Here is a 23,251-nt window from a genome sequence, read left to right on the forward strand (position 1 = left end):
GATAAATTAGTCGATTACGCCACATTACAGACGTATTAAATCGCGCCACTTTCGTCCATTACGGCTAATTTATGACCCAAGTCATAAAAATCGCTCTGATCCTTCTTATGCCTGTCACTAAAAAATCACATAAAATCTGGACTATACCAGAACCCGATTGAGACACATTTAACTGGAAATGAGGAAAATTCTAAAATGAAAAAAGCACTACTAAGCGCAATCGCGCTACTGCCAAGTTTTGCCAGCATGGCAGCACAAATGGATAAAAATGTTCTACTGGTAGGCGTTGATGGCGCTCAACTTGAGCATATTCAAAGCTTACCTACCCCCGCGTTTGATAGGCTAAACCTAATTAAAGCGTATGCCGGTGGCATAAATGGACGCTTTTCACAGCAAAAAACCAGCAGCGGTCCAGGCTGGGCAACCATCTTGACTGGCGTATGGGTAAATAAGCACCAAATTCCTGATAATTACACGGGCCCAATCAATACAAACTGGCCAAGTATTTTTAGGCGCATCCACCAGCATGACGCGAGTGCCGAGATCTACTCTTTCTCCACATGGGGAACGATTAATTCGCAAATCGTTTCTCAAGATATCCCACTACTGAGCGCACATTCGGAAGGTGGCAGTGATGATAGTAGTACGCAACGGGTTATTGATACTTTGCAAAGCGCTAAGCCTGACTTTGTTTTTATCCATTTAGATGAGCCAGATGGTGCTGGCCATGGCCATGGTTGGGGAGCAAAGTACGATCAATCCATCATCGATAGTGATAGACGCCTTGGCCAAATGTTAGATGCGGTTGAGCAACGTGAGCAAAGTACGGGAGAAGATTGGTTAGTACTTGTAACCACAGATCACGGTCGCAATGGCAGCAATGGCTACGGTCATGGCAATCAAACTCTCAGCGAAAAAACCATCTTCATTGCCAGTAATAAGTCATTATCGATGCAAAACCTACGCTATATTTCCGTTGCCAATCAAGATTTCTCTGGCCTGTACAATCAGCCTGCACAAACCTCAATCGTCCCAACCATCATCGACTTTATGCAGCTCTCATTCGACCCATCGCTTGATGGCCTTTCTTTGCTAAGCCGTCAAGATCACAACAAACTGTATAGCCCAATTTCTGGTCGCAATTGTGGTTTTGAGTGGGATGCAGATGTAGATTCACCTTCAATTTTGCAAAGCTCAGAGCATGTTGCAAAGTTTGATTGCGGTGGTTCAGCCGATCCTTTATTGGTAATGAATGACGTCATTTATGCCAATATTTATGGCTCATCGTGCGGCTTACAATGGCAAGCAAGCGACGGTGTGCCATCGGCGCTTGACGACAATGAACACCTTGCTAAGTTCGACTGCAGTGACAAAGCCGATCCTGTTCGTATATCTAGCAGCACTATTTATACCACCATCAGTGGCAAACACTGCGGTTTAGAATGGGATGCATCAGCGGGCACACCAAGTACCATAGGCAGCAATGAGCATGTTGCCAAATTTGATTGTGGTGGTACCGCTGACCCTATCACCACAGTTCCTGCTAACTAATTAGCGCATAAACACGTAGAGCTCTAACGCATGGCTTTCGTCATGCGTTTTTGTTTTCACGTTATAACACTTCAATCATCTAACTATTTACAAAATCAGTACGATCATGCTGGTTTCATCTTAACGTCACGGTTTTGTAAAAAAGCGTCTCTATTATAAGTTTCAAATAATTGGTCTAGACCAGAACAAACCCAACTGAGAAACCGACAATGAACAAACTTTCTACCTTAGCGAGCAGCTTATTATTACTGACCAGCCCTCATTTGTTTGCTGGAGACGCAAAACTATCCGGTATCGTAAAAGATCAGCAACATACCTTATCCGGCGCACTGATCAAAGTGGTTGGTAGTAATAAAAGCGCAGTCACTGACTTTAATGGCCGCTTTGAATTACCAAAACTGCCCGCAGGCACATATCAGCTTGAAGTGAACTATATGGGCTATCAGTCCAAAACACTGAGCATCACTGTAACTGACGACGAACGTAAAGCACTTACGCCCATTGTATTAAATGCGCAGGTAGAAAGCGGCATTGAAGAAGTGGTTGCGGTAGGGCAAATTCAACGCGGCGAAATGGCCGCAGCCAACACGCAAAAAAATGCCAGCAACATCATTAATGTGATCTCAGCCGATGGCATAGGTAAACTACCAGACCGCAATGCCGCCGAAGCAGTGCAGCGTATCCCTGGTGTATCGATTGAACGCGATCAGGGCGAAGGGCGTTTTGTCGCTGTACGTGGCCTACCGTCGCAATGGAGCTCCGCATCAATCAATGGCAACCGTTTACCAACAGCAGAAGAGGAAACCACCAGCCGTGCCACTGCGTTCGATTTTTTCCCAAGCGAATTAATTGAGTTTGTTGAAGTATCAAAAGCGATAACCCCAGATTTAGAAGGCGATGCCATTGGTGGTAATGTTAACTTTATTACCAAAAAGGCCCCTGATGAGTTTGTACTTAATACCAACTTTGCTATAGGCACTAATGAGTTATCGGATGGTGAAAATTACTCTGCCAGTATTTTGTATGGCGACCGCTTGCTGAACGACAAGCTCGGTTTTTTAATTAACGCAACAGCTTGGCAGCGTGATTGGGCCACCGATAACTACGAACCTCGTCGCGGCAATGATGGCATAGGTATTCACCGTTTGGAGCTGCGTGATTACACAGGCACGCGTGAAACCTATGGTTTAAACGGCTCTGTTGAGTACCGCCTAGAGCAAGGCACCCTCAGTGCCAGCGCCATGTATGGCACCCTAATTGATGATGAAACTCACTATAAACACCGCATGCGCTTTGATAAAGACCGCGTTGAAGTGCAGCACATTCGCAACGAACTCATCACCGAAATGCAGGGCTTTGAACTGGCTGGTGAGCAATATTTTGGCTTTGATAAAACGTTCACTTGGTCTTTGGCCAGTTACGAAAACGAGTTCCGCTATGGTGATATGCCCAATACCGAAGACAACAGCTATTTTGTAGTACGTTTTGATCAAAAGGATGTTGGTTACATCGGCCTTGAAGATAGAGAAACAGGGAAAAATTACGCATATAATCAGATAGATGGCGGCTCAGACCCTTGGAATGCTATCAGCAATCACCTACCCAGTGATTTTCGTATGGACCCAACAAAAACTAAACTCGCTTGGGTCGAGTTATACAAAGTATTCGTGAATGAAAAAGACCGCGTGGTATTTTCTGCCGATTTAGATTGGCAGCTTGATGACAGCTTAGTGGTGAAATTTGGCGTGAAATATCGTGATAAAGTGCGCCAAGCCAGCTTTGCCGACGAGTTTTATGAATGGAATGATACAAATTATGGTGATGCCCCTACTCTCGCTAACTTTAAGCTCTCTTCTCAACCCGGTCGCAGCGACTATTTAAGCGAACTTAATATCGATTATCACAGCCAGTTTTCGCAAGTTGCCAGCACTGATGAACTAGCCCAGTTTTGGACGCAAAATAAGCATAAGTTTAGACTGGTTGAAGATGAGTCCGCTTTGGTGAGCAATGGCGGCGCACTCGGTCGCAATTTTAATGTGGATGAACAACATGCCAGCGCATATGCCATGGCAACTTATCAAGCCAGTCGCCAACTAGAAATACTCGGTGGCGTGAGGCTGACACGCACCGACACGAAAGTAGATGGCTACACCTATTTAAAAGACGAAAAACGCGTAGTGAGCAACCAAGCTGAAAATGACTATTTGTCTGTACTGCCAGCACTACACGCCACCTATCGTTTTGATGATATGAACAACGTGCGTTTAGCACTGACACGTACATTCGCACGCCCTGATTTTGGTTCTTTGTCGCCGGGTGCCACTTACTTAGAAATAGAAAACAAACTGCACTCAGGTAACCCTGACCTAGAGCCGACCTATTCGAATAATATTGACCTCATGTATGAACACTACTTTGAGCGCGTTGGCTTGTTCTCAGCAGGTGTGTTTTATAAAGATATTGAAGACCCCATTTTCCAAAACAGTTCGGTAGGTCGCTATGGTAATAAACAAGGCGTAAACCTACTTCGCCCTGAAAATGGTGAAAATGCGTCACTCATGGGCTTAGAAGTTGCCTTTAATCGAGACTTAGGGTTTATCGCACCGTCATTGGAATATTTTGGGGTAATGGCCAACGCCACCTTTATGGACTCAAAAATGACCACGCCTGACAGAGCAGACGTGGCAATTCCTCGCCAAGCGGATGCGCTGTACAACATGACCTTGTATTTCGACAACACGGTATTTGCCGCGCGCTTAGCGGTTAACCACAAAGGAGAATACATTGAAGAACACGGTAAAACCGCACAACAAGACCGTTACTACGGTGACAACACCAGCGTAGATTTTACCACGTCATATCAACTTAACGACGATGCGCTAGTTTACTTAGAGCTAAATAATCTCACCAACGAACCGCTGAAGTATTACCAAGGCAACGAAAACCGACCGCTGCAAGTGGAATACTACGGTATTCGCGGCATGGTTGGCTTGAATTACCGCTTTTAATTAGCACGCTGCACCACGAACAAGAGGGTTCGTGGTGCGCCTAAAACTGAGTTCTACTGAATGAGTAAATCTATGTCGTTACCTTCATCGCATTGGCTGCATAAAGCACAAGGGCCCGCTTTTGTGTTGTTCGCCGCAACCAGTGCATTTATCACTTACTTTTGCATGTACGCATTTCGAAAACCATTTTCTGCCGTCAGCTATGCCAACATCGACACCTTTGATTGGCTAGTCAGTTACAAGGTCGCGCTGGTGTTAAGCCAAGTGCTGGGATATATGCTGGCGAAATTTATCGGCGTCAAAATAATTTCCGAAATGCATCACAATAAACGCGCATACGCCATTATTTTGATGATCTTGCTTGCCCAGTTGTCACTCGTGCTTTTTGCCTTGCTGCCTGTTGGCCTTAATGTGGTGTGCTTATTCTTAAATGGCTTATCTCTTGGCATGATCTGGGGTGTAGTGTTTAGCTTTCTCGAAGGCAGACGTACAACCGAGATACTCGGTGCGATACTGTGTATTACCTTCATTTTGGCGTCAGGTATTGTCAAAACGGTTGGCCGTTACCTCATGGATGCGTTTGCTGTTGATGAATTATGGATGCCCGCTGCCACAGGCGCCCTGTTCTTACCCCTGTTATTTATCAGCGTATATTGCCTAGCGTTATTGCCGGAGCCCAATGCGCAGGATATTGCTCAGCGGAAGGTGCGTGTACCAATGGATGGCAAAGCCCGCTGGCAGTTTTTTACACGTTATTGGTTTGGCATTTGTGCACTATTACTCAGCTTTTTACTGTTCACCGGATTTAGAGACTTTAGAGATAACTTTTCTGCCGAGCTTTGGCAGGCACTCGGGTATGGTTCAGAGCCGAGTATCTTCGCCTATGCGGGTATTCGCATCGCATTTTTTGTACTGCTGGCTTTAGCTGCCATGGTGTTAGTCAAAAACAATAAAAAAGCCTTTTTTGTAAACCATGGTTTTATTCTATTTGGCGCACTGCTGTTGGGGCTCAGCACTTATGCTTTCGAATCACAATTTATCGATGCCAAGACGTGGATGGTTACCTTAGGCGCAGGGCTGTACATTGCCTACATTCCCTACAATTGTTTTTTATTCGATCGCATGGTTGCCGTTGTTGGTGGTACGGCCAATGTTGGGTTCTTACTATATCTTGCCGATTCTGCCGGTTACATCGGCTCGGTTAGCATTTTACTTTATCGCACCATTGCACAACCCAATCTGTCTTGGCTGAACTTCTTTATCGCAACCAGTTATTGGGTGAGCATTTTAGCTGCCGGACTTGTCGCCAGCTCCACAGTGTACTTTCACATCATTTTATCGCCCAGAATGCGTGGCAAAACGCTTGCCGCCAGTTACTAATTATTCACTAAGGAAAAACTATGCAACATATTCAAGCACTTATTTTAGATTGGGCTGGCACAGTCGTCGACCATGGCTCCATAGCACCCACCAGCATTTTTGTTGAAGCCTTTAAAACCGCTTATGATTTCGATATTTCCCTTGAGGAAGCGCGTATCCCTATGGGCATGGGCAAGTGGGAACACATTGAAGCACTGGGCAAGCTGAAACAAGTTAATCAACGTTGGTGTGCACAATTCGGTGAGCCAATGAGTAATGCTCAGATTGATCATATTTATCAAACTTTTATGCCACTACAAAAAGCTAAGGTAGCAGAACGTGCTATGCCAATTGACGGCGTTTTAGAAGTAATCGAACGCCTTCAAAAACAAGGCGTTAAAATTGGCAGTTGCTCTGGTTACCCGCGCACCGTAATGGAAGAACTAGAGCGCGCAGCCGCTGACTATGGCTACCGACCTGATCACAGTGTTGCCAGTGACGAACTTGCAGCGGGCTCTCGCCCTGGCCCGTGGATGGCGCTTGAAAATGTCATAAAACTGGGTGTTTCAAACGTCGCTGCCTGTGTCAAAGTCGATGATTCTACGCCGGGCATTTTGGAAGGCTTAAACGCGGGCATGTGGACTGTGGGCGTGGCGCTCAGTGGTAATGCTGTGGGCTTAAGTAAAGAAGATTGGTCAGACTTATCAGCACAAGAACAAACCAATAAAAAACGCGAAGCATATGCGCATTTATATCAAGCCGGTGCACATTTCGTGATAGACAGTCTCGCGGATATTGAGCCTGTGCTTAATGAAATCAATGCGCGATTAGCACGTGGTGAGCGTCCATAATGTCTTTTCAGCCATTTTGGTTTGATCAAGCCATGCAGTATGAGCGCCAAATGGGCGCTCAACATAAGCCATCAAATGATACTCGCTCACCTAGTGGTAAACAAATTGATATTGCCATTGTAGGTGGTGGCTTTACTGGCTTGTGGACCGCAATCCAAGTCAAACAACAGCGCCCCGAAAAACGTATTGCCATCATAGAGAAAGATTTGTGTGGGCAAGGCGCCTCAGGGCGAAATGGCGGTGCCATGTTAACTTGGTCAAGTAAATACCTAAGCCTAAAACAGCGTTTTGGCGAAGAACAAGCTGCATTTTTCGTGCAAACATCGGAGCAAGCAGTGCATGACATCCAAGCCTTCACGAAAACACATCATATTGAGTGTGATTTACGCGTTGATGGGGTGTATATGAGTGCATCAAATCGTGCGCAACTGGGTATTCTTGAGCCATGTATGCAAGCGCTCACTCAAGCTGGCCTAAATCATTGGCGTAATGTGCCACTTGAGCAAATGGCGCGAACAGGATCAAGGCAACATCTCGCTGCGCTGTATTCACCCCATGCTGGGAGCGTACAGCCAGCCCTATTAGTCAGAGGCTTAAAACGTGTTGCGCACGAAATGGGTGTTGATATTTTTGAACATTGCCAATATTTAAATCATCAAGGCAATGCGCCCATCACCTTGAATTTTCAACATCAAGGCTCGCAAGGCGCTTTATTGTGCAATCAACTTGTCTTTGCAGTGAATGCTTGGCTATCCACCTTAGTCCCTTCTTTTTCACGTAAAGTGGTACTTGTTTCCTCCGATATGATGATAACACCTCAAATTCCCGCACGGATTGAAGCATTAGGCTTAAACCACGGTGCGTCAGTAATTGATTCTCGTATATTCGTTAACTACTATCGCACCACCTCAGATGGTCGTTTAATGCTTGGCAAAGGCGGCAATTTCTTCAGTTTTGCCAATAAAGTACGCCAAAGGTTCGATGCCCCTAGCAGCTATCAAACAATTTTAAGTAACTCGCTCGCGTACTTTTTTGGCCACAACCAAGTCGACATTGAACGTACATGGACGGGGCCCTCAGATAGAAGTGTGAGCGGATTTCCCTTTTTTGGTGAAATGAATAATCAAAGCCAAGTTTTCTATGGCTCTGGCTATTCGGGCAATGGCGTGGTGCAGTCTTACCTAGGCGGTAAAATACTGAGCTCACTTTTGCTCAATAAACAAGATAAATGGCAAACCTGCGCTTTAGTCAATCAACAGTTAGCACAATTTCCAGTAGAGCCCATTCGTACACTCGGCGCATACATGGTCAGAAATGCCATTCGCAGAAAAGAATACCGAGAAGATAACAACCGCCCGGTAAACAAACTTGATGCATATTTAGCAAGGTTTTCTGGCTCGGCAGCCAAAGCTGACACACTGTCATAATATTGCTTTTTGCATATTGTATTATTTTCGGTATTTAGAGCTTAATGCGGCATAACTTGTTAGGCTACAGCGGTAATCACCTTTTAAAACCATGACGCAGGAAAAGTGCACTAATTAATCGCTATGTTGTTATACCAAAAAATTAGAAATTATATTCAAACGCTGATTAGTGAGGGGCAGTTGACAGCAGGCTCAAAGCTCCCCTCAGAGCGTACTTTGCAAGAGCATTTTAGTTCAACTCGAATAACCGTTCGAGAAGCCTTAATTCGCCTTGAGGCTGAAGGTCTTATTTATAGTCAAAAGCGCCGAGGTTGGTTTGTTACCGCTACAAAGCTCAAGTGGCACCCTGCCACCAAGGTCAACTTTAATGAACTTGCTACAGAGCAAGGTTTTACGCCAAGCACCAAAGTTATCAGCATTGGTCGCGAAAGCGCACAATCATTGGCACCGTATTTTGACAGCGCCCAACTATTTCACCTAACCCGTGTAAGAAGCTTGGACGAAAGGCTCGTCATGTATGAAGATATTTTTTGCGATGCCACCCGCTTTGAACAACTAGAGCAAATGCCGCTGGACGGCTCGATTACCCAAGTTATGGCGCAGCAGTATAACGTGCAGATCAGTAATGAGCATTGCACGATTAGCGTGACCGTACTACCCGATGACGTGGCTATATTGCTCGAAAAAAATAGTGGTGCACCGTGTCTTAAAGTGATCCGCAAGCGCTACGAAAGCGACGGTAAGTTAGCCGATTACAATATCGAATACTGGCTGCATGACGCGATTGAAATGGTCATGGAAGGACACTAATAATCTAATTAGCTGAATAAGTCTTAACTTTATCTGTCGATTTGATTGTTAAGGCTTAATCAAATCTGACAGTCGTATAAGCCAAACTCAGCCGTTCAATAGAACTTAATACCTTAACTCCAGTTGCAATAACGGATGTTCACCCAAGTCGTATTTGGACAGAAACATTCTAGGTCGTCGCCTGTATTAGATGAATTTCGCATAAAAACTTCTATGGGCTAGCGCCTGCTTAAGCTGCTGCCAATACACGACACCTAAACAGACCACCGTAATCACTAAAGCCAAACCGAACCAAAAATGCCATCGGGTGGCAATCCGACTTTAAGCACTTGTTAGGCATCTATTTCAAAGGCCAATGCTTTTTAGTTAGCCATTCTATATCTTCTCTATCTAGGAAGTAGATACTTGCCAGACAAATCGCTGACAAATCGCTGACACCCACCACTAATTTGCACCTTCCTAAGATGCCGCCTAAGCTTTGATCCTGCACTCAAAGGATTGAGGAAACCAAACTATGGCAACTGCCCGTAAAAGACAAATCAGTTTAACCGACACCAAATACTATCACTGTATCTCCCGTTGTGTAAGGCGCGCGTTTCTGTGCGGTGAAGATAGATTTACGGGCAAATCATACGAGCACCGCCGGGATTGGGTTGAAAAAAAGCTCCTGATGTTGGGGTCTGTGTTTTGTATTGATATCTGTGCTTATGCCGTGATGAGTAATCATACTCACATTGTTTTATATGTTGATGATAAAAAGGCTAAGCGTCTGTCGGATAAAGCAATTGTGATACGGTGGCACAAGTTATTCAAAGGCAATTGGATAACACATAAGCTCGTTGAGGGAGCGCCACTCAAAGAGTCGGAGCAGTTGATACTCGATGAGCATGTCGCCAAGTACAGGGAAAGACTCGCGGATATTAGCTGGTTTATGCGGGTACTTAACGAAGACATCGCCCGCAAAGCAAATAAAGAAGATAATTGTACAGGTCGATTCTGGGAAGGACGATTTAAATCTCAAGCATTACTGGATGAAGCCGCACTGGCTGCTTGTCTCGCTTACGTAGATTTAAACCCCATTAGAGCGAAAATCGCCGCAACACCTGAAACCTCAGACTATACAAGCATCAAAAAGCGCATCGACCACGCTAAGCAGGGAAAACAGCCAAAAAGCCTACTACGCTTTGCTGGCAGCCCTCGAAAACAGATGCCAAAAGGACTGCCTTTTGAGCTCAAATCCTATATTGAATTAGTTGAACTAACAGGCCAATGTATTCGCGCTGACAAGCGTGGTTATATCAACGAAGCGCAGCCCATTCTTACTCGAATAAATATAGAACCTGAGAACTGGATAAGACTCACTACTCAATTTTCTCGGGTATTCCGCGGCGCGGTTGGTCGAGAGCGAGCAGTAACTACTTACTGCGAAACACTTCAAAAACGACGGCGCACGAATCTAACAAACTGCGAGCGCTTGTTGTCTTAGTCAGACAAACACTATCAACTCAAAAGTCTATAACTGATGTATTTATAGCGCTTTGTCGTGCGCGATAATTCGGTTTTGGTGTAGAGATACACTCTGGCGTTAAAAATTGGCTTGTCGAAAAGAGCTCTTGTACCCAGTGATTGGAGTATTTTTATACGTTTTTACTCCACTGCCTCAGCTTGAATATTAATAGTGATGGGTGTCACTTATTTTTCTGTCGTTAATTATTTAAGAGTGGCTGAAAGGCCACTTTCCCGCAGGAGGAAATCACTATGTTTACTGTAAATAACCTCAACCCTCATGGAAATTTTGTATTAGCCGAGCAAGGCCAGTTGCTTTTATGTAAAGTTTTCGGAGGCTGGAACGCTGATCAAGCAAAAAGAAAAAGGGGTCAAGCCGCTTGCTTCATAATATGGAGAAAACAAAGATCTGCTTCTCATTCGATTGAGACTCTAACTCATTTTGGGACAGGAATGAGTTAAATGAACGACCGCTTTGTAGAATGAAGCAACATAGCCATATAATGACGACCGTCTCTTGAACCGCTTAAAGCCGCCTGTCAGACGACAGTCTAAACCTATTCTTTTAAACCATAAGTTCGAGTATGAGCTATTACAAATTAGTCATATTTCAAGGCGTTCCCATTGAACGCCCAAATATTTATTGGCTAGTTGCAAGTTCGAATCAATCTAACCAAAATCGACTTTTTTCAATCGCTGCGAGTAGCCTTTCAATATCGTGCAAATAAATCTCACCAATATTACCAATTCTAAAACATGCCGCTTCTGATACCTTGCCAGGGTAAATCACAAACCCTTGCTCTTTTAGCACTGAATAAAAAAGCTCAAAGTTATAACGACTTGTTTGTGGTGAATAAAATGAAGTGATGATCGGTGACTGCAAGTCATCGGCCAATAATGTGGTAAAGCCAAGTTCACGCATACCTTTTACCAGCGCTTTTTGATTTTGTGCATAACGCTGGTAACGCTTCGCCACCCCTCCTTCTTGGCGTAACTCTTCTAGAGCCTGAAAAAAGGCACGCACTACATGCGTGGGAGACGTAAAGCGCCACTTGCCATTATGTTGCTCCATTGTTTTCCATTGATCATACAAATCTAAACTCAGTGAGCGCGCAAGACCTTGGCTACTTTCTATAATGTGCTTTTTCAATATCACGAAGCCAAAACCAGGCACACCTTGAATGCATTTGTTGGCTGAGCTGATTAGTATGTCTACGCCGTAGTCGGCAATATCCATTTCAATGCCGCCAAAACTGCTCATTGCATCGAGCATAAACAACTTGTTATGTCGCTTGGCGATTTGACCCACTTGATAGGCTGGGTTCAACATGCCCGTGGTTGTTTCGCAATGTACCATCGCGATATGGCTAATCGCCGGATTGTCATTAATCGCTTGCTCTATCAACGCCAAATCAGGGAGCTGGGTTTCTGCAAATTCGAGTATTTGATGGTTGATATTCAGTACTTGGGCTATTTGCGCCATACGTTTACCATAAGCGCCGTTGTTTATGATCAACACACAATCTCGCTTCGTTACAAGACTACCCAATGCAGCCTCAACGCTGGCGGTGCCACTGCCTTGCATCAACACACTTGTATAGCCGTCACTGGCAGTTGCAAGTTCAACCAATTGCATTCTAATCGCTTGCACTATCTGCCGATTGTAATCGTCATCCCATGTGCACCAGTCTTTCAGCATCGCTTCTTTGACGGTTTTCGATGTTGTAAGGGGGCCCGGTGTCAATAATAAATAGTTTTCCATAATTCACTCTCAATCTGGTATAGACCAGAAAGATTAAATCATAAAATGAACCTAGGTTTATGAACGTTAGATTACAGATAAGCGTTCATGACCAAAAAACACTCTGAAAACCACTTAAACCACAAAAAAGTTACATTGACACCACTATATTTACATCCATTTACATTGCATTTGTAAATTATTCGATACGGATAACCTATTAATTTATTGGCTTATATTTGCACTTAGCGTGTAAAACACACTGGTCTGACCTTGGGTAAAGCTTAACCTACCTATTGATCTAAAATATATCTCAGATTATTTCTAGATTACTCACTAACGAGTAACAACAAGGATACAACATGTACAAGAATAAAATGACAACTATCGCTTTGACGATTTTAGGCACTCTAGCTTCACCGCTTTTAGCTGCCAAAACGTCAACGGCTCCTGATGTAGAAATTGCTATTGTGGGCGGTTCAGAATCACAACCACAATCAAGACCTTACCAAGTAGCACTACTGATGAATGGTCGCCAAGGTTGTGGCGGTACGTTGATCAGTCAAGATTGGGTTCTTACGGCGGCACACTGTGTTGACAATGCTTCAACAAGTAGCCTTACTGTACGTGTGGGTGCACACTCAATTAGTAGAAACGACGGCCAAACCTTACGTGTATCTCAGATTATTAGTCACGAACAATGGCGTGGTGCAAATAGCATCCGTTCTGGCTACGATATTGCGGTACTGCGTTTAGCATCGCCAGCAAGTAGTCAATACACACCAGCTAAGTTGGCAAACGCTGAGATTGAACAACAATATGCAAATATTGGCGATTATGTCACGGTATCAGGCTGGGGTTTAACCTCAAATAGAGGCCGCGCAAGTGACACTTTGCGTGAAGTCGCTTTGCCGGTTATTTCAAACTCAAGCTGTAGCAGTCAATTGAACTTCAACATCCCAAGCTCTGTGATTTGTGGCGGTGGTCAAGGTGGTCGTTCAGCATGTAATGGTGACAGCGGTGGCCCTTATGCTGTGCGTGTAGGCAATGACTTTTACAGTATTGGTACGGTAAGTTGGGGCATTGCATGTCAGGGGGCATCGGCGTTCACAAGAACAACAAGCTACCTAAACTGGATTAAAGCTAAAACAGGCGTTGGTACAACTGACCCTGATGATAGAGCACCAGTCGCTAACTTTGACTTTAGCGCAGATGGTTTATCGGTCACGTTCATAGATCGCTCAACAGATGACAAAGGTGTTCAAAGTCATAGCTGGAAGTTTGGTGACAGCCAAGGCGGTACATCAAACCAAGCGAACCCAACTTATCGCTTCAGCGAGTCGGGTATTTACAACGTACAACTCACTGTGACTGACACAAAAGGTCAAACAAATACCACTTCTAAGCAAGTTAAAGTAACGGATGGCTCAGGACCGATTGGCTGTGACGGGGTTGATGCTTGGAGTGCATCTAAGTCATATGCACTCAATGACAAAGTGAGCTTTAATGGCTACGAATATACTGCAATTTGGTGGTCACAAGGTGCACAGCCAGATTTATACCCAAGCGTGTGGCAAAAAGGCAATGCATGTGGCGATACATCAGTGCCTGTTGCTGATTTCAGCGCTGCTGCCAGCGGTTTAACCGTGAACTTTAGCAACAACAGTACGGGTGACATCTCAGCAGTTCAATGGAATTTCGGCGACGGGTCTACGAGTTCGGCATACGCACCTAGCCACACCTATGCACAAGCGGGCAGCTATCAAGTCACCTTGACTGTTGTAGATAATAATAATCAGTCTGTATCGGTATCTAAGTCGGTCACGGTTACCGATGGCGGGACTGGCAACTGTAACGGTGTTCAGGCATGGTCTGCTCAAACCGTGTACCAGCAAGGGGATCTTGCTCAAGTAGAGGGTGTTGTTTATCAAGCTAACTGGTGGGTACAAGGTGAAAATCCACAAAGTTCAGGCCCTTGGGGTCCATGGTCTCGTGTAGGTAACTGCCAGTAATCACAGTTTTTAATTTCTCAACCGGACTTTAAAAATAGCTAAGTCCCATGTAATCTAACTTTTATGACTAAATAATGACTTGATAACATGGGACTTAATCAGCAAAGCGTCAGTGAACTCACCCGACTTGGTGAACGAATTAAAAAAAATCTAAACGCTGTATTTTCTGAGCTCCCCGCCAGTGCACATACCATAAATGGTTTAACCAATTTTTTAAATTACCATAGGTCAAACTGCCAACGCATCTTCAATGCCAAAAAAGCAGCGACGGGCGATCAAGTACTGTTGCAATTACCCGGCGCTAAAGCACTAGAAGAGTTCGCAGATAAACTGCAAACACATATTTCGCCCCAAATTCATCAACAGTTGCAACAGGCAGCTATTTTGTTTGCTAAGAATGTCAAACAACATGCAAGCAGCCATGCTGATCTCAAACGTCAGTTACAACAGCTCAATACGCCCGATGTGGATGAAACGCCTCATCAACAAGACAAACGTGCACAACTATACTACGCGGCAAAGTCTTTATTGGGATTTAGTGTCGATGAGATTTTCTGCACCTACATACTCACTAGGCAGCATGAAAAAGCTGACTTTTTGCAAGAAGTGGCATTGATCAGTAAATCCGGTATCAAGCGTCAACGCGGTGCGCCACCGTTTGTACAGTTTTACACTCACCCCCACCCCAGCGACTTTACGCGTCCTGAGTTACTCTCTCATGCCAGTAAAGTTGAGCCCAACAAGTTCTCCATAGGCATTGCTGAAGCGTTTTCAACATCAGGGTTAGAGCAAGCATACAGTAGCTATTCGCCAAGTAATTCAGGAATCGTTTTTGATGAACTTCCCGATGTTTCAAGCTTTGATGCAACCTTTGTTTTCAACAACCCTGATGAGCTCGTCAACCCGCTTACACATAAAAGCCAATGTAGCTCAACGAGTATTTCAATTAAAAACCCAGCAAAACGCCTTACCTTGCTGGTAATGGTTGATAAGGCCATTGATAGAAGTTCAAACGTCAATGTGGGCTGTTACCACGGCAATCAGAAAGTCGAAGAAGGTAAACTCAGTGCCGGAGATATGTGGACTGAACGCTTACCGGATTTTCCTGAATTACGGGTAGTAAGCCTGCAAAATCCACACAATATTCTGAGTCAAACACCCACAATGCTCGCTAAAGTTAATTACTTACTCAATTATGCTCAACTGAAGCCTGAAGACTTTGTTTGCTATTTAATGGACGTCGACTTTCCAATCTGGTCGGCAACTTATCGTATTTACTTTGAACACAGCTAGTAGAGTAACTACTCCAGTTATAACAATGTTTTACACTTTTCATATTGTAAAGGCATATAACAAACAGTACCTTGTGCGCAATTGGCAACTTTGGAATAGCGGGATCGCTATTTTTAAATTAACAGTGTAAGGAACACTTAATATGCGTTATTTAATTCCATGTCTGGCATTAATGCTGCCCTTAACTTCTTTTGCAAATGACTCTGCTGACAAACAGTGGTTTAATGCAGCACGTTATACGCACCAAGACCGTGATCATGGTGTATTTGGTAAAAAAAGCTTTAATATAATGGACTTGTCGAGTACCTACTACCTTGCACCACAGCAAAGTACAGGCGTGTGGGATGACTATGGTTACCTAGATACTGACTCAAAAATATCCGTTGGTTATGTTGATTCAGACTATGACAACGCGTTTAGCGTGTCAGGTGAAGCATTTTTAAACAATTGGTTTATGAATGCCAGCATCAGCGACCTTAGCCACGAAGATAATCACAGCATTGGCTTTGGTTACTTATATAATGACAGCTTAAAAATTTCTATAACAAGCTTTCGTTATGATAACCGTTCCGATGATGTGGTGGTAGGCGCATCCTACAATCACCAAATTAACGACTCAGACTATTTAGGGGTCTCTGTAAGCATCAAAGACAACCCTGACGACTGGTCGATTTCTGGTCGTTACTTCAAAAAGCTAGAGGGTGGTCAGTACCTCGCGCTTGATGTAAGCCACGAAGACTTCGCACATGACAGAGGTTCTTTTACTCGTGCGATGGTTAGTTACTATGTCAATGAAAACTGGGCATTTGGTATAGGCGCTTACGATTCAGACTTAGAACTAGAAGCAAAATTCTTCTTCTCTGATAAGTACTATTACCGTGCAAATTACAGTGACGATGATAATGGTGACAGAGTATCAATCTCCTTCCATGCAAACTTTTAATGATTGATTTTAGGCGGGCAATATACCCGCCTTTTTCATGACAGCAATACTGCGCAAATGTTAACCAAGCTGCGAATAGGTTACATAAATCACAATTAATCTAAAAACTCTAATTTATTGTATTCCCAAAAAAGAAACCTCCATATTTACATTCATTCATCTAATTCCTGCCTTTGTTGAAATTTTTTAAACACAAATGTAATTATTTTCGGGTAGAATATCCAAATCTGGCCAAAGAGCTAGATTAGTGCTAAACACGGGAACTATAATAAAATGTTAAAAAAAACAATTCTTGCAACCCTGATCTCAGCGGCTTGCTTACCAGCTCATGCAGAGCTAATCATTTCTGAGTACGTAGAAGGCAGCAGCTATAACAAAGCTGTAGAACTGTATAATACAGGCGATCAAGCTGTAAATTTAGCTGACTACGTCGTCACTTTTTACTTCAACGGTAACACCGACGCAGGTCGCACGATTACACTTGAGGGCAGCTTAGATCCAAAAGCAACTTTCGTGATTGCACATTCAAGTGCAAGTGAAGAGCTAACATCAAAAGCACAGCTTTTATCAAGCGGTAGTTGGTTTAATGGCGACGACGCGATTGCGCTGCTTAAGGCTGACAGCATCATTGATAGCTTAGGCCAAATTGGTGTGGATCCCGGCACTAGCTGGGCAGACGATGAAGCCAATACTAAAGACAAAAGCTTAGTTCGTAAACCTCAGTTTATGATCGGTGATACAAACGCAAGTGATGAATTTTTACCTTCTACACAATGGTTTGCAAACGCTAAAGATGACTTCTCAAATATCGGTAAACACTCAGACGAGTTACCACCGGAGCCTGAAGATCTTGTTTGTGACACAAACAACGTTTTGATAAGCCAAGTGCAAGGTGCTGGCGATGCGAGCCCGCTTGCAGGTCAAACGGTTGAGATCCAAGGTGTGGTAACCTCTGCTCTGCAAGGCGATGACCAATTGAAAGGCTTCTTCTTACAAGAAGAATTAACAGATCAAGACAACGACCCAATGACTTCAGAAGGTATTTTTGTATATTTCAAAACTACCCAAGTTAACAACGGTGATATCGTTAAAGTTGCGGGTAAAGTAGAAGAAAAATACGGCCAAACACAACTAACTTCTGTCAATGCAGTTAAAGTGTGTGGTACATCAGCGTCTGTTCCTGCTACGACAATTACTCTACCAGTCGAAGCGGGCTTAGAGTCAGTTGAAGGTATGCTTGTTGAAGTAAGCAACGACCTAGTTGTTAACGATACCTATGGTCTTAAGCGTTATGGTGAGCTGCGCCTTGGTACTGAACGTCTATATCAATCAACTCAAGTTGCACTGCCTGGTGAAGCTGCAAACGCAGTAGAAGCACAAAATAAGCAAAAAGAAATTTTACTAGACGATGGCTCTTCAGCACAAAACCCTGACGTGATCCCTTATCCAAGCCCAGAATTGGATGCCTACAACACATTACGCTTAGGCGATACAGTGACGGGCGTACAAGGTGTATTAGGCTATGGTTATAGCCAGTACCGCATTCACCCAACGACTCAACCTAACTTTATCGCGACGAATACTCGTACAGATGCACCTGAAGTAACCACTCGTGGTGACCTACGCATCGCGAGCTTCAACGTATTAAACTACTTCAATGGTGATGGACAAGGCGCTGGTTACCCAACACCACGTGGTGCTGACACACAAGCAGAGTTTGAACGTCAAAAAGCAAAAACAGTTGCAGCAATGCTGAAGCTAGACGCTGATCTATTCGGTATTCTAGAAATGGAAAACGATGGTTTCAGTGAGCTTAGCGCATTAGCAGATTTAACCGCTACATTGAACGCACAAGATGCTGAAAATACTTATGCATACGTTAACCTTGGTACTGAAAAAGTTGGTGGCGACGCCATCATGTCAGCCATCATCTATCGTAGCAACAAAGTAAAAGAAGTGGGTACGGCCGCATTTACTGAAACAGTACCGTTTGACTATGGCAACCGTCCACCAGTTATGCAAACGTTCACGGACTTACAAAGTGACGAAACATTCAACTTAGTCGTTGCACACTTACGCTCAAAAGGCAGCTGCTCAAAGGCAGAGGGCTTGGATCAAGATCAAAAAGATGGCCAAGGCTGTTGGAACTTAACGCGTGTAAATGCGGTTAAGGCGCTATCTAGCTGGATTGCAACATCACCAACTGGCCTACAAGATCCCGATACGATTATTCTTGGCGACATGAACGCATACGGTCAAGAAGACCCTATTAGAACCTATGTTGAGCAAGGTTACCAAGATATCAAGAAGCAGCTACATCAAACTACCACTGACTACTCATATGTTTACCAAGGCCGTATTGGTAGCCTTGACCATGCGTTTGCCAGTGAATCTATGATGGAAAAAATCGTCGATATTGCTGATTGGCACATAAATGCAGACGAACCTGTAGCACTTGATTACAACATGGAATATAAGTCAGATAAACACTTAGCAAGCCTATATGCCGATAACGCTTATCGCGCTTCAGACCACGACCCAATCGTAATTGAGCTAAAAACCAAAGCAAAGGAAGAAGTGATCGAAGGCGAGTTCACTGGTCTATCTGGTTGGTTTTGGTGGCAACGCTTTTCAATCGACTTACCAGAAGGTTATACAAACCTTGAGGTAAGTATCAGTGGTGAAGGTGAAGCGGATCTTTATGTACGTCATGATAAAAAGACCAGCTTCTTTAAATACGACTGTCGCCCTTACCTTTGGGGCAGTGAAGAACAGTGTTCGCTAAACAATCCTCAGGCGGGTTCTTGGCACTTTGGCGTACGTGGTATTTTGCCATATGCAAACGTGACGCTAAAATACAAAGCAACTAAGTAAACCGCGTTGCTAATAAATAACCGCCAGCAGTGCTGGCGGTTATTCTGTTATTGCATGACGCTTTGAGAGGTTCAACTCATTAAGGTAACTGCACTCAACTACTCACTGCCACTCAATCAAACCGACATATCCAATACAGCCTAATTTCTCTAATTACTTATTTTATTCACCTTGTAAATCACAGCCGATAATAAACTTATGCTTAAAGCACAGGTGTTTTTATATACCCACCATCAAGCGAATTCGAGCCAGCTCTTTAATATAAAGAAACAATCTACGTGCAGAAAACTACGTACTTTTCGATTACATTACGAGATATTATTGAGTATTCTAGAGGCTTCAACCCTTAAATTAAGGCTAAATCATCGCTCGAAACAACCTTTCAATATCGTAATACATTAGATAATTGAGCCTCGCCACATTCTAAAGTTAAATTTCTAAAGTTAATAACGCTTTGAAATAAAAACTTATTACTCTGCAATTAAAAAGTTCATTAGAACTAACTAGAAATAATATTTTACAACTTGCAATCTCACTGCTAACTTTTTTTTAGCATTGTAATAACTCATTACCATGTTGCAGTAATAAGCATAAAAACAAAAAGTTATTAGAAACTACAAAAGGAATGAATTATGAAACTAATAAAAAGACTCGCTCTACCTGTATCGCTTGCTTTAGGTGCTGTAATTGCCACTCCGGCGATGGCAGCCGATATGGTTTGCCATATTTCTGCTAAAAGAGGTGGGCAAACATGGGGAAATGGCACATCAAGCTGTAGTGCATTTGATTTTAGTTTTAGCAACTCAACAACAGGTAGCTACACAATCAAGAACATTTCAAAGCCTTATAACTCAATCCGTTGGATTGATGGTTGTACTTCTGGTACCTCATGCACAGTAACGGTGCGCGCTTATAGTGTGGATCGTGGCGAAGCCTACATCCATTACAAGGACGGCACCATAGAGTACGTATCTGCAACAATGGATTACGAAACAGGCTACTAATTTAAGCCCCAATTAATAAGTATTTTGAGCCAATAAAGTGGATATCTGTGCATAACAATAAGCAGATATCCACCTTTAGAATCGCGCTGCACTTATTATTTGCATTCGGGCCTTGGCGCGAAAACCACTGCCCGCCGTATTTCTTTGTATAGTGAGTATCGACCAAGTGAATCCTCATCATTAAAAGCAACTGGCTAACGCATGATAAATCACTGATAAATAAATTAATTTTCATTCGTTAATGGTAATCTCACCTTTCATATAATCTGCAGCTGCACCTTTTAAGATCACGCGCTCCTCAAGTACATCACACAAAACTCTACCGCTGCGTGAAGACAGCTGCTGCGCGACCAGCGCTTTTTTGTTAAGTCGCTTAGCCCAATAAGGCGCCAGTTCACAATGTGCAGATCCTGTTACTGGGTCTTCATCCACACTCAATTTAGGAAAAAAACAACGACTAACAAAGTCACAGCCATTTCCTTTCGCCGTCACTATCACTCCTCGTTTATCGAGCTTTCGCCAAGCTGAAAAGTCAGGTTGTAACGCCCTCACCTGCTCTTCACTTTCTAACACAACGGCGTAGTCAAATGCGGCCAATACCTGCTCTGGTTCAATCTCTCTCAGCCCTCCCAACAAAGCCAGTGGAGCTGGGATCTCCTCTAATTTGGATGCTGGAAAATCCATAATGAAGATATCATCTTGTCGCGAGACAATTAAAGTGCCACTTTTAGTTTGAAACTGCACATTGGTTTGCTCATACCCTAGGTGTTTAAACATCACATAAGCGGTTGCTAGAGTGGCATGACCGCATAGGTCCACCTCATCCATTGGTGTAAACCAACGAAGCTCATATCCATCTGTACCTTTTACAAAAAATGCCGTTTCAGACAAATTATTCTCCTGAGCAATTTTTTGTAATAGCGCGTCGTCTAACCAATAGGGTAAAGGAATGACAGCTGCAGGGTTACCTTGAAAAGTCGCATTTGCAAATGCGTCGATCTGATAAATGGGTAATTTCATTGAAGCTCCAGATTTTTTTACATGAATATCTAATTTAAACATTTATAAAACAAAAGGCTAAAGGGTTATACAGCACTAATTTAGTTTTTTTGGAAAAATACTGTTTTAACCTTTACTGAGAAAAGGCCAAAAAGCACATTAAGCAAAACTATTTGTCTAATTATGAACAACTTGAATAGCTTTCAAACTTGAAATGTAGCGCTGAAATAATACTGAAACATTAATTATGTAGGAAAACAACCAATATCAATACAAACTTTATACTTTAGAAAATTTAACAACGATTAACAGCACTTTGAAATAAACAATATTGATCTCTATCAAATTTTATTAGTTTATTATTCAACCATATAGATCATATAAATTCACAAATATGAACTTTAGATAATTTTTTGATTTAAATCATTAAATTTAATAAAAACAACTTTGACAACGCTGTCATCAATAGTTATTGTCAACTCGCTAGCAAGGAAGGGCCCATTTCCGCATTAACTAGTCAACTTAAATGAAAACAAAAGGACAATTTGTAATGAAAAAGTTCAATATGGCTTTATCTTTAGTAACAGTACTCGCTTCTACCAGCAGCATGGCATTACCTAACCAAGCATTCGATACTGATGGTTTTGAGCGTGTTACTGAGTATAGTCAAGGTCCAATCGCAACTTCTATTATCACCAGTGAGTTTGCGCACCACCTTAACGTTTACCTACACCCACGCGCTAAAGGTGACTCATGTAGTTATGGTAACGTGTATAGCCATGAAACGGGTGAACAGATCGCACATGCCAATGTATCAGAAGTGCCCGCTCAAGTTTTCATTCAGCAGGCCGATGCTGAGATCCCTGAGCAATACCTCACCACAAATAAACGTTTAGTTGTATCTTGTACAACAGCTGAAGGCGAGGATTACGATGTATTAGTTAATATACCTGGTGCCCCTATCGTAGAATGGGAGCTAAGCGCAGAGCCTCAAGGCGAATTCGTGCACCGACCAAATACATACGGTTATCATAGTGCATATAAAGTGACGAGCCATTTGCGTGTAAATAACCAAAACAACAGCGGTCGCTGCACCACATTGTCAAACCGTGGTGTTGAACTTGGATTATTTCACTCAGAGGGGAGAAAAGGGCCTTTCCATTCTGATGTGTTCATGAGCGAAACAACCGTTGATAATTCTCAAGCTGGACAACCAGTACTTTATCAAATCATCGAGTGTTCAAATGCGGCAGGTAAAACCATGGCAGTAAAAGTACTGACATTAACTAACCCTGACGTCATTTATGCTGTTGAAGACGAATTAATCATTAAGTAGGCTTACAAAGTCGCTTTGTTTACATCTTTGAGCCTTCCGTCGGAAGGCTTTTTTGTTCAATACTCACGGTTACAGGTCTAATACTAATTTGCAATAACACTTAATCATTTTGAGTGACTAAACCTGATGATAGCTGCGTTAAAAATTTCTCATTTAGAACAACTAAATAATGAAATTTTTGCCTTGGCGATCGCAGTGCTACCGGCAAGGTTTTCTTGCCTCAATATAGACTACTTAGTTAAGCGGATTGGTATAAAAAAATACGGAAATAAAAAGTGTTTTATTTCATAGACTAAATTCACTTTCATCACCAAATTACAGTCTGTAATACGTTGTAACTCACATTAATTTACACATCTGCTACATTTAATCAAATGTGCTTTGCAGACAACGTTGAGCGTCATTCAGTTCGGCGACACTGACCTGTCACTATCCAAAGTACGTTAACAAGCAAAAAACGTTTATTCGCATCGCAAGCAAGGAAGGCACTCGTAGCAACTTCAAGTGAGTTTACTTTCCTTCTTGTATGAAGCAGCA

At 43.1% G+C, this 23,251-nt stretch carries 15 protein-coding genes; 13 read left to right on the top strand and 2 right to left on the bottom strand.

Annotation, left to right across the window (positions count from 1 at the left end):
- Nucleotides 1-195 precede the first annotated feature (195 nt).
- From ACW689_RS05045 to ACW689_RS05075, 7 genes are all read left to right on the top strand, one after another.
- Complete coding sequence (locus ACW689_RS05045; protein ID WP_476288954.1) at nucleotides 196-1,551, top strand: alkaline phosphatase family protein; 1,356 nt, start codon at nucleotides 196-198, stop codon at nucleotides 1,549-1,551.
- 209 nt (nucleotides 1,552-1,760) lie between these two features.
- Nucleotides 1,761-4,559, top strand: coding sequence for a TonB-dependent receptor (locus ACW689_RS05050; protein WP_476288956.1), 2,799 nt, complete (start codon nucleotides 1,761-1,763; stop codon nucleotides 4,557-4,559).
- 72 nt (nucleotides 4,560-4,631) lie between these two features.
- A complete protein-coding gene (locus tag ACW689_RS05055) occupies nucleotides 4,632-5,939 on the top strand; it encodes a DUF5690 family protein (RefSeq protein WP_476288958.1) in 1,308 nt (435 codons plus the stop codon).
- Between the two features lie 20 nt (nucleotides 5,940-5,959).
- Nucleotides 5,960-6,769, top strand: a complete 810-nt coding sequence (gene phnX / locus ACW689_RS05060) for a phosphonoacetaldehyde hydrolase (protein ID WP_476288960.1) — start codon at nucleotides 5,960-5,962, stop codon at nucleotides 6,767-6,769.
- The gene (locus ACW689_RS05065; protein WP_476288962.1) at nucleotides 6,769-8,196 is read left to right on the top strand and encodes an FAD-dependent oxidoreductase; all 1,428 of its coding nucleotides are present in this window, start codon (nucleotides 6,769-6,771) and stop codon (nucleotides 8,194-8,196) included. The genes phnX and ACW689_RS05065 overlap by 1 nt, the downstream gene beginning before the upstream one ends.
- 123 nt (nucleotides 8,197-8,319) lie before the next feature.
- On the top strand, nucleotides 8,320-9,006 hold the full coding sequence (locus ACW689_RS05070) for a UTRA domain-containing protein (protein WP_476288964.1): 687 nt from the start codon (nucleotides 8,320-8,322) through the stop codon (nucleotides 9,004-9,006).
- Nucleotides 9,007-9,520: 514 nt separating this feature from the next.
- Entirely contained in the window at nucleotides 9,521-10,492 is a 972-nt protein-coding gene (locus ACW689_RS05075) for a transposase (RefSeq protein ID WP_476288966.1), read from the top strand.
- Between the two features lie 684 nt (nucleotides 10,493-11,176).
- Here ACW689_RS05075 and phnW read toward each other — a convergent pair.
- A complete protein-coding gene (gene phnW / locus ACW689_RS05080) occupies nucleotides 11,177-12,274 on the bottom strand; it encodes a 2-aminoethylphosphonate--pyruvate transaminase (protein ID WP_476288968.1) in 1,098 nt (365 codons plus the stop codon).
- Between the two features lie 341 nt (nucleotides 12,275-12,615).
- Between phnW and ACW689_RS05085 the strand changes: the two genes are divergently transcribed.
- From ACW689_RS05085 to ACW689_RS05105, 5 genes are all read left to right on the top strand, one after another.
- Nucleotides 12,616-14,265, top strand: coding sequence for a trypsin-like serine protease (locus ACW689_RS05085; protein WP_476288970.1), 1,650 nt, complete (start codon nucleotides 12,616-12,618; stop codon nucleotides 14,263-14,265).
- 87 nt (nucleotides 14,266-14,352) lie between these two features.
- Nucleotides 14,353-15,558 (top strand): hypothetical protein, encoded by a 1,206-nt coding sequence (locus tag ACW689_RS05090; RefSeq protein ID WP_476288972.1) that lies wholly within the window; start codon nucleotides 14,353-14,355, stop codon nucleotides 15,556-15,558.
- Between the two features lie 142 nt (nucleotides 15,559-15,700).
- Complete coding sequence (locus ACW689_RS05095; protein ID WP_476288974.1) at nucleotides 15,701-16,501, top strand: putative porin; 801 nt, start codon at nucleotides 15,701-15,703, stop codon at nucleotides 16,499-16,501.
- 273 nt (nucleotides 16,502-16,774) lie between these two features.
- Nucleotides 16,775-19,375 (top strand): ExeM/NucH family extracellular endonuclease, encoded by a 2,601-nt coding sequence (locus ACW689_RS05100; protein WP_476288975.1) that lies wholly within the window; start codon nucleotides 16,775-16,777, stop codon nucleotides 19,373-19,375.
- A 632-nt stretch (nucleotides 19,376-20,007) separates the two neighbouring features.
- Nucleotides 20,008-20,379 (top strand): hypothetical protein, encoded by a 372-nt coding sequence (locus ACW689_RS05105; RefSeq protein ID WP_476288977.1) that lies wholly within the window; start codon nucleotides 20,008-20,010, stop codon nucleotides 20,377-20,379.
- 231 nt (nucleotides 20,380-20,610) lie between these two features.
- On the opposite strand, the gene ACW689_RS05110 is transcribed toward ACW689_RS05105, so the two are convergent.
- Nucleotides 20,611-21,399: a PhzF family phenazine biosynthesis protein gene (locus ACW689_RS05110; protein ID WP_476288978.1), complete on the bottom strand. Its 789-nt coding sequence runs from the start codon at nucleotides 21,397-21,399 to the stop codon at nucleotides 20,611-20,613.
- Between the two features lie 529 nt (nucleotides 21,400-21,928).
- On the opposite strand from ACW689_RS05110, the gene ACW689_RS05115 reads away from it, so the two are divergent.
- The gene (locus ACW689_RS05115) at nucleotides 21,929-22,714 is read left to right on the top strand and encodes a hypothetical protein (protein WP_476288980.1); all 786 of its coding nucleotides are present in this window, start codon (nucleotides 21,929-21,931) and stop codon (nucleotides 22,712-22,714) included.
- The last annotated feature ends 537 nt before the right edge of the window (nucleotides 22,715-23,251 follow it).

This window comes from Pseudoalteromonas sp. ABE4_541, assembly GCF_056312285.1.

Excerpts from the sequence above, each read along its gene's own strand:
- ACW689_RS05095 (WP_476288974.1), top strand. The coding sequence starts at position 15,701 with ATGCGTTATTTAATTCCATGTCTGGCATTAATGCTGCCCTTAACTTCT.
- ACW689_RS05050 (WP_476288956.1), top strand. The coding sequence starts at position 1,761 with ATGAACAAACTTTCTACCTTAGCGAGCAGCTTATTATTACTGACCAGC.
- ACW689_RS05065 (WP_476288962.1), top strand. The coding sequence starts at position 6,769 with ATGTCTTTTCAGCCATTTTGGTTTGATCAAGCCATGCAGTATGAGCGC.
- ACW689_RS05115 (WP_476288980.1), top strand. The coding sequence starts at position 21,929 with ATGAAAAAGTTCAATATGGCTTTATCTTTAGTAACAGTACTCGCTTCT.
- ACW689_RS05100 (WP_476288975.1), top strand. The coding sequence starts at position 16,775 with ATGTTAAAAAAAACAATTCTTGCAACCCTGATCTCAGCGGCTTGCTTA.
- ACW689_RS05045 (WP_476288954.1), top strand. The coding sequence starts at position 196 with ATGAAAAAAGCACTACTAAGCGCAATCGCGCTACTGCCAAGTTTTGCC.
- phnW (WP_476288968.1), bottom strand. The coding sequence starts at position 12,274 with ATGGAAAACTATTTATTATTGACACCGGGCCCCCTTACAACATCGAAA.
- ACW689_RS05110 (WP_476288978.1), bottom strand. The coding sequence starts at position 21,399 with ATGAAATTACCCATTTATCAGATCGACGCATTTGCAAATGCGACTTTT.
- ACW689_RS05085 (WP_476288970.1), top strand. The coding sequence starts at position 12,616 with ATGTACAAGAATAAAATGACAACTATCGCTTTGACGATTTTAGGCACT.
- ACW689_RS05055 (WP_476288958.1), top strand. The coding sequence starts at position 4,632 with ATGTCGTTACCTTCATCGCATTGGCTGCATAAAGCACAAGGGCCCGCT.
- ACW689_RS05090 (WP_476288972.1), top strand. The coding sequence starts at position 14,353 with ATGGGACTTAATCAGCAAAGCGTCAGTGAACTCACCCGACTTGGTGAA.
- phnX (WP_476288960.1), top strand. The coding sequence starts at position 5,960 with ATGCAACATATTCAAGCACTTATTTTAGATTGGGCTGGCACAGTCGTC.
- ACW689_RS05105 (WP_476288977.1), top strand. The coding sequence starts at position 20,008 with ATGAAACTAATAAAAAGACTCGCTCTACCTGTATCGCTTGCTTTAGGT.
- ACW689_RS05075 (WP_476288966.1), top strand. The coding sequence starts at position 9,521 with ATGGCAACTGCCCGTAAAAGACAAATCAGTTTAACCGACACCAAATAC.
- ACW689_RS05070 (WP_476288964.1), top strand. The coding sequence starts at position 8,320 with ATGTTGTTATACCAAAAAATTAGAAATTATATTCAAACGCTGATTAGT.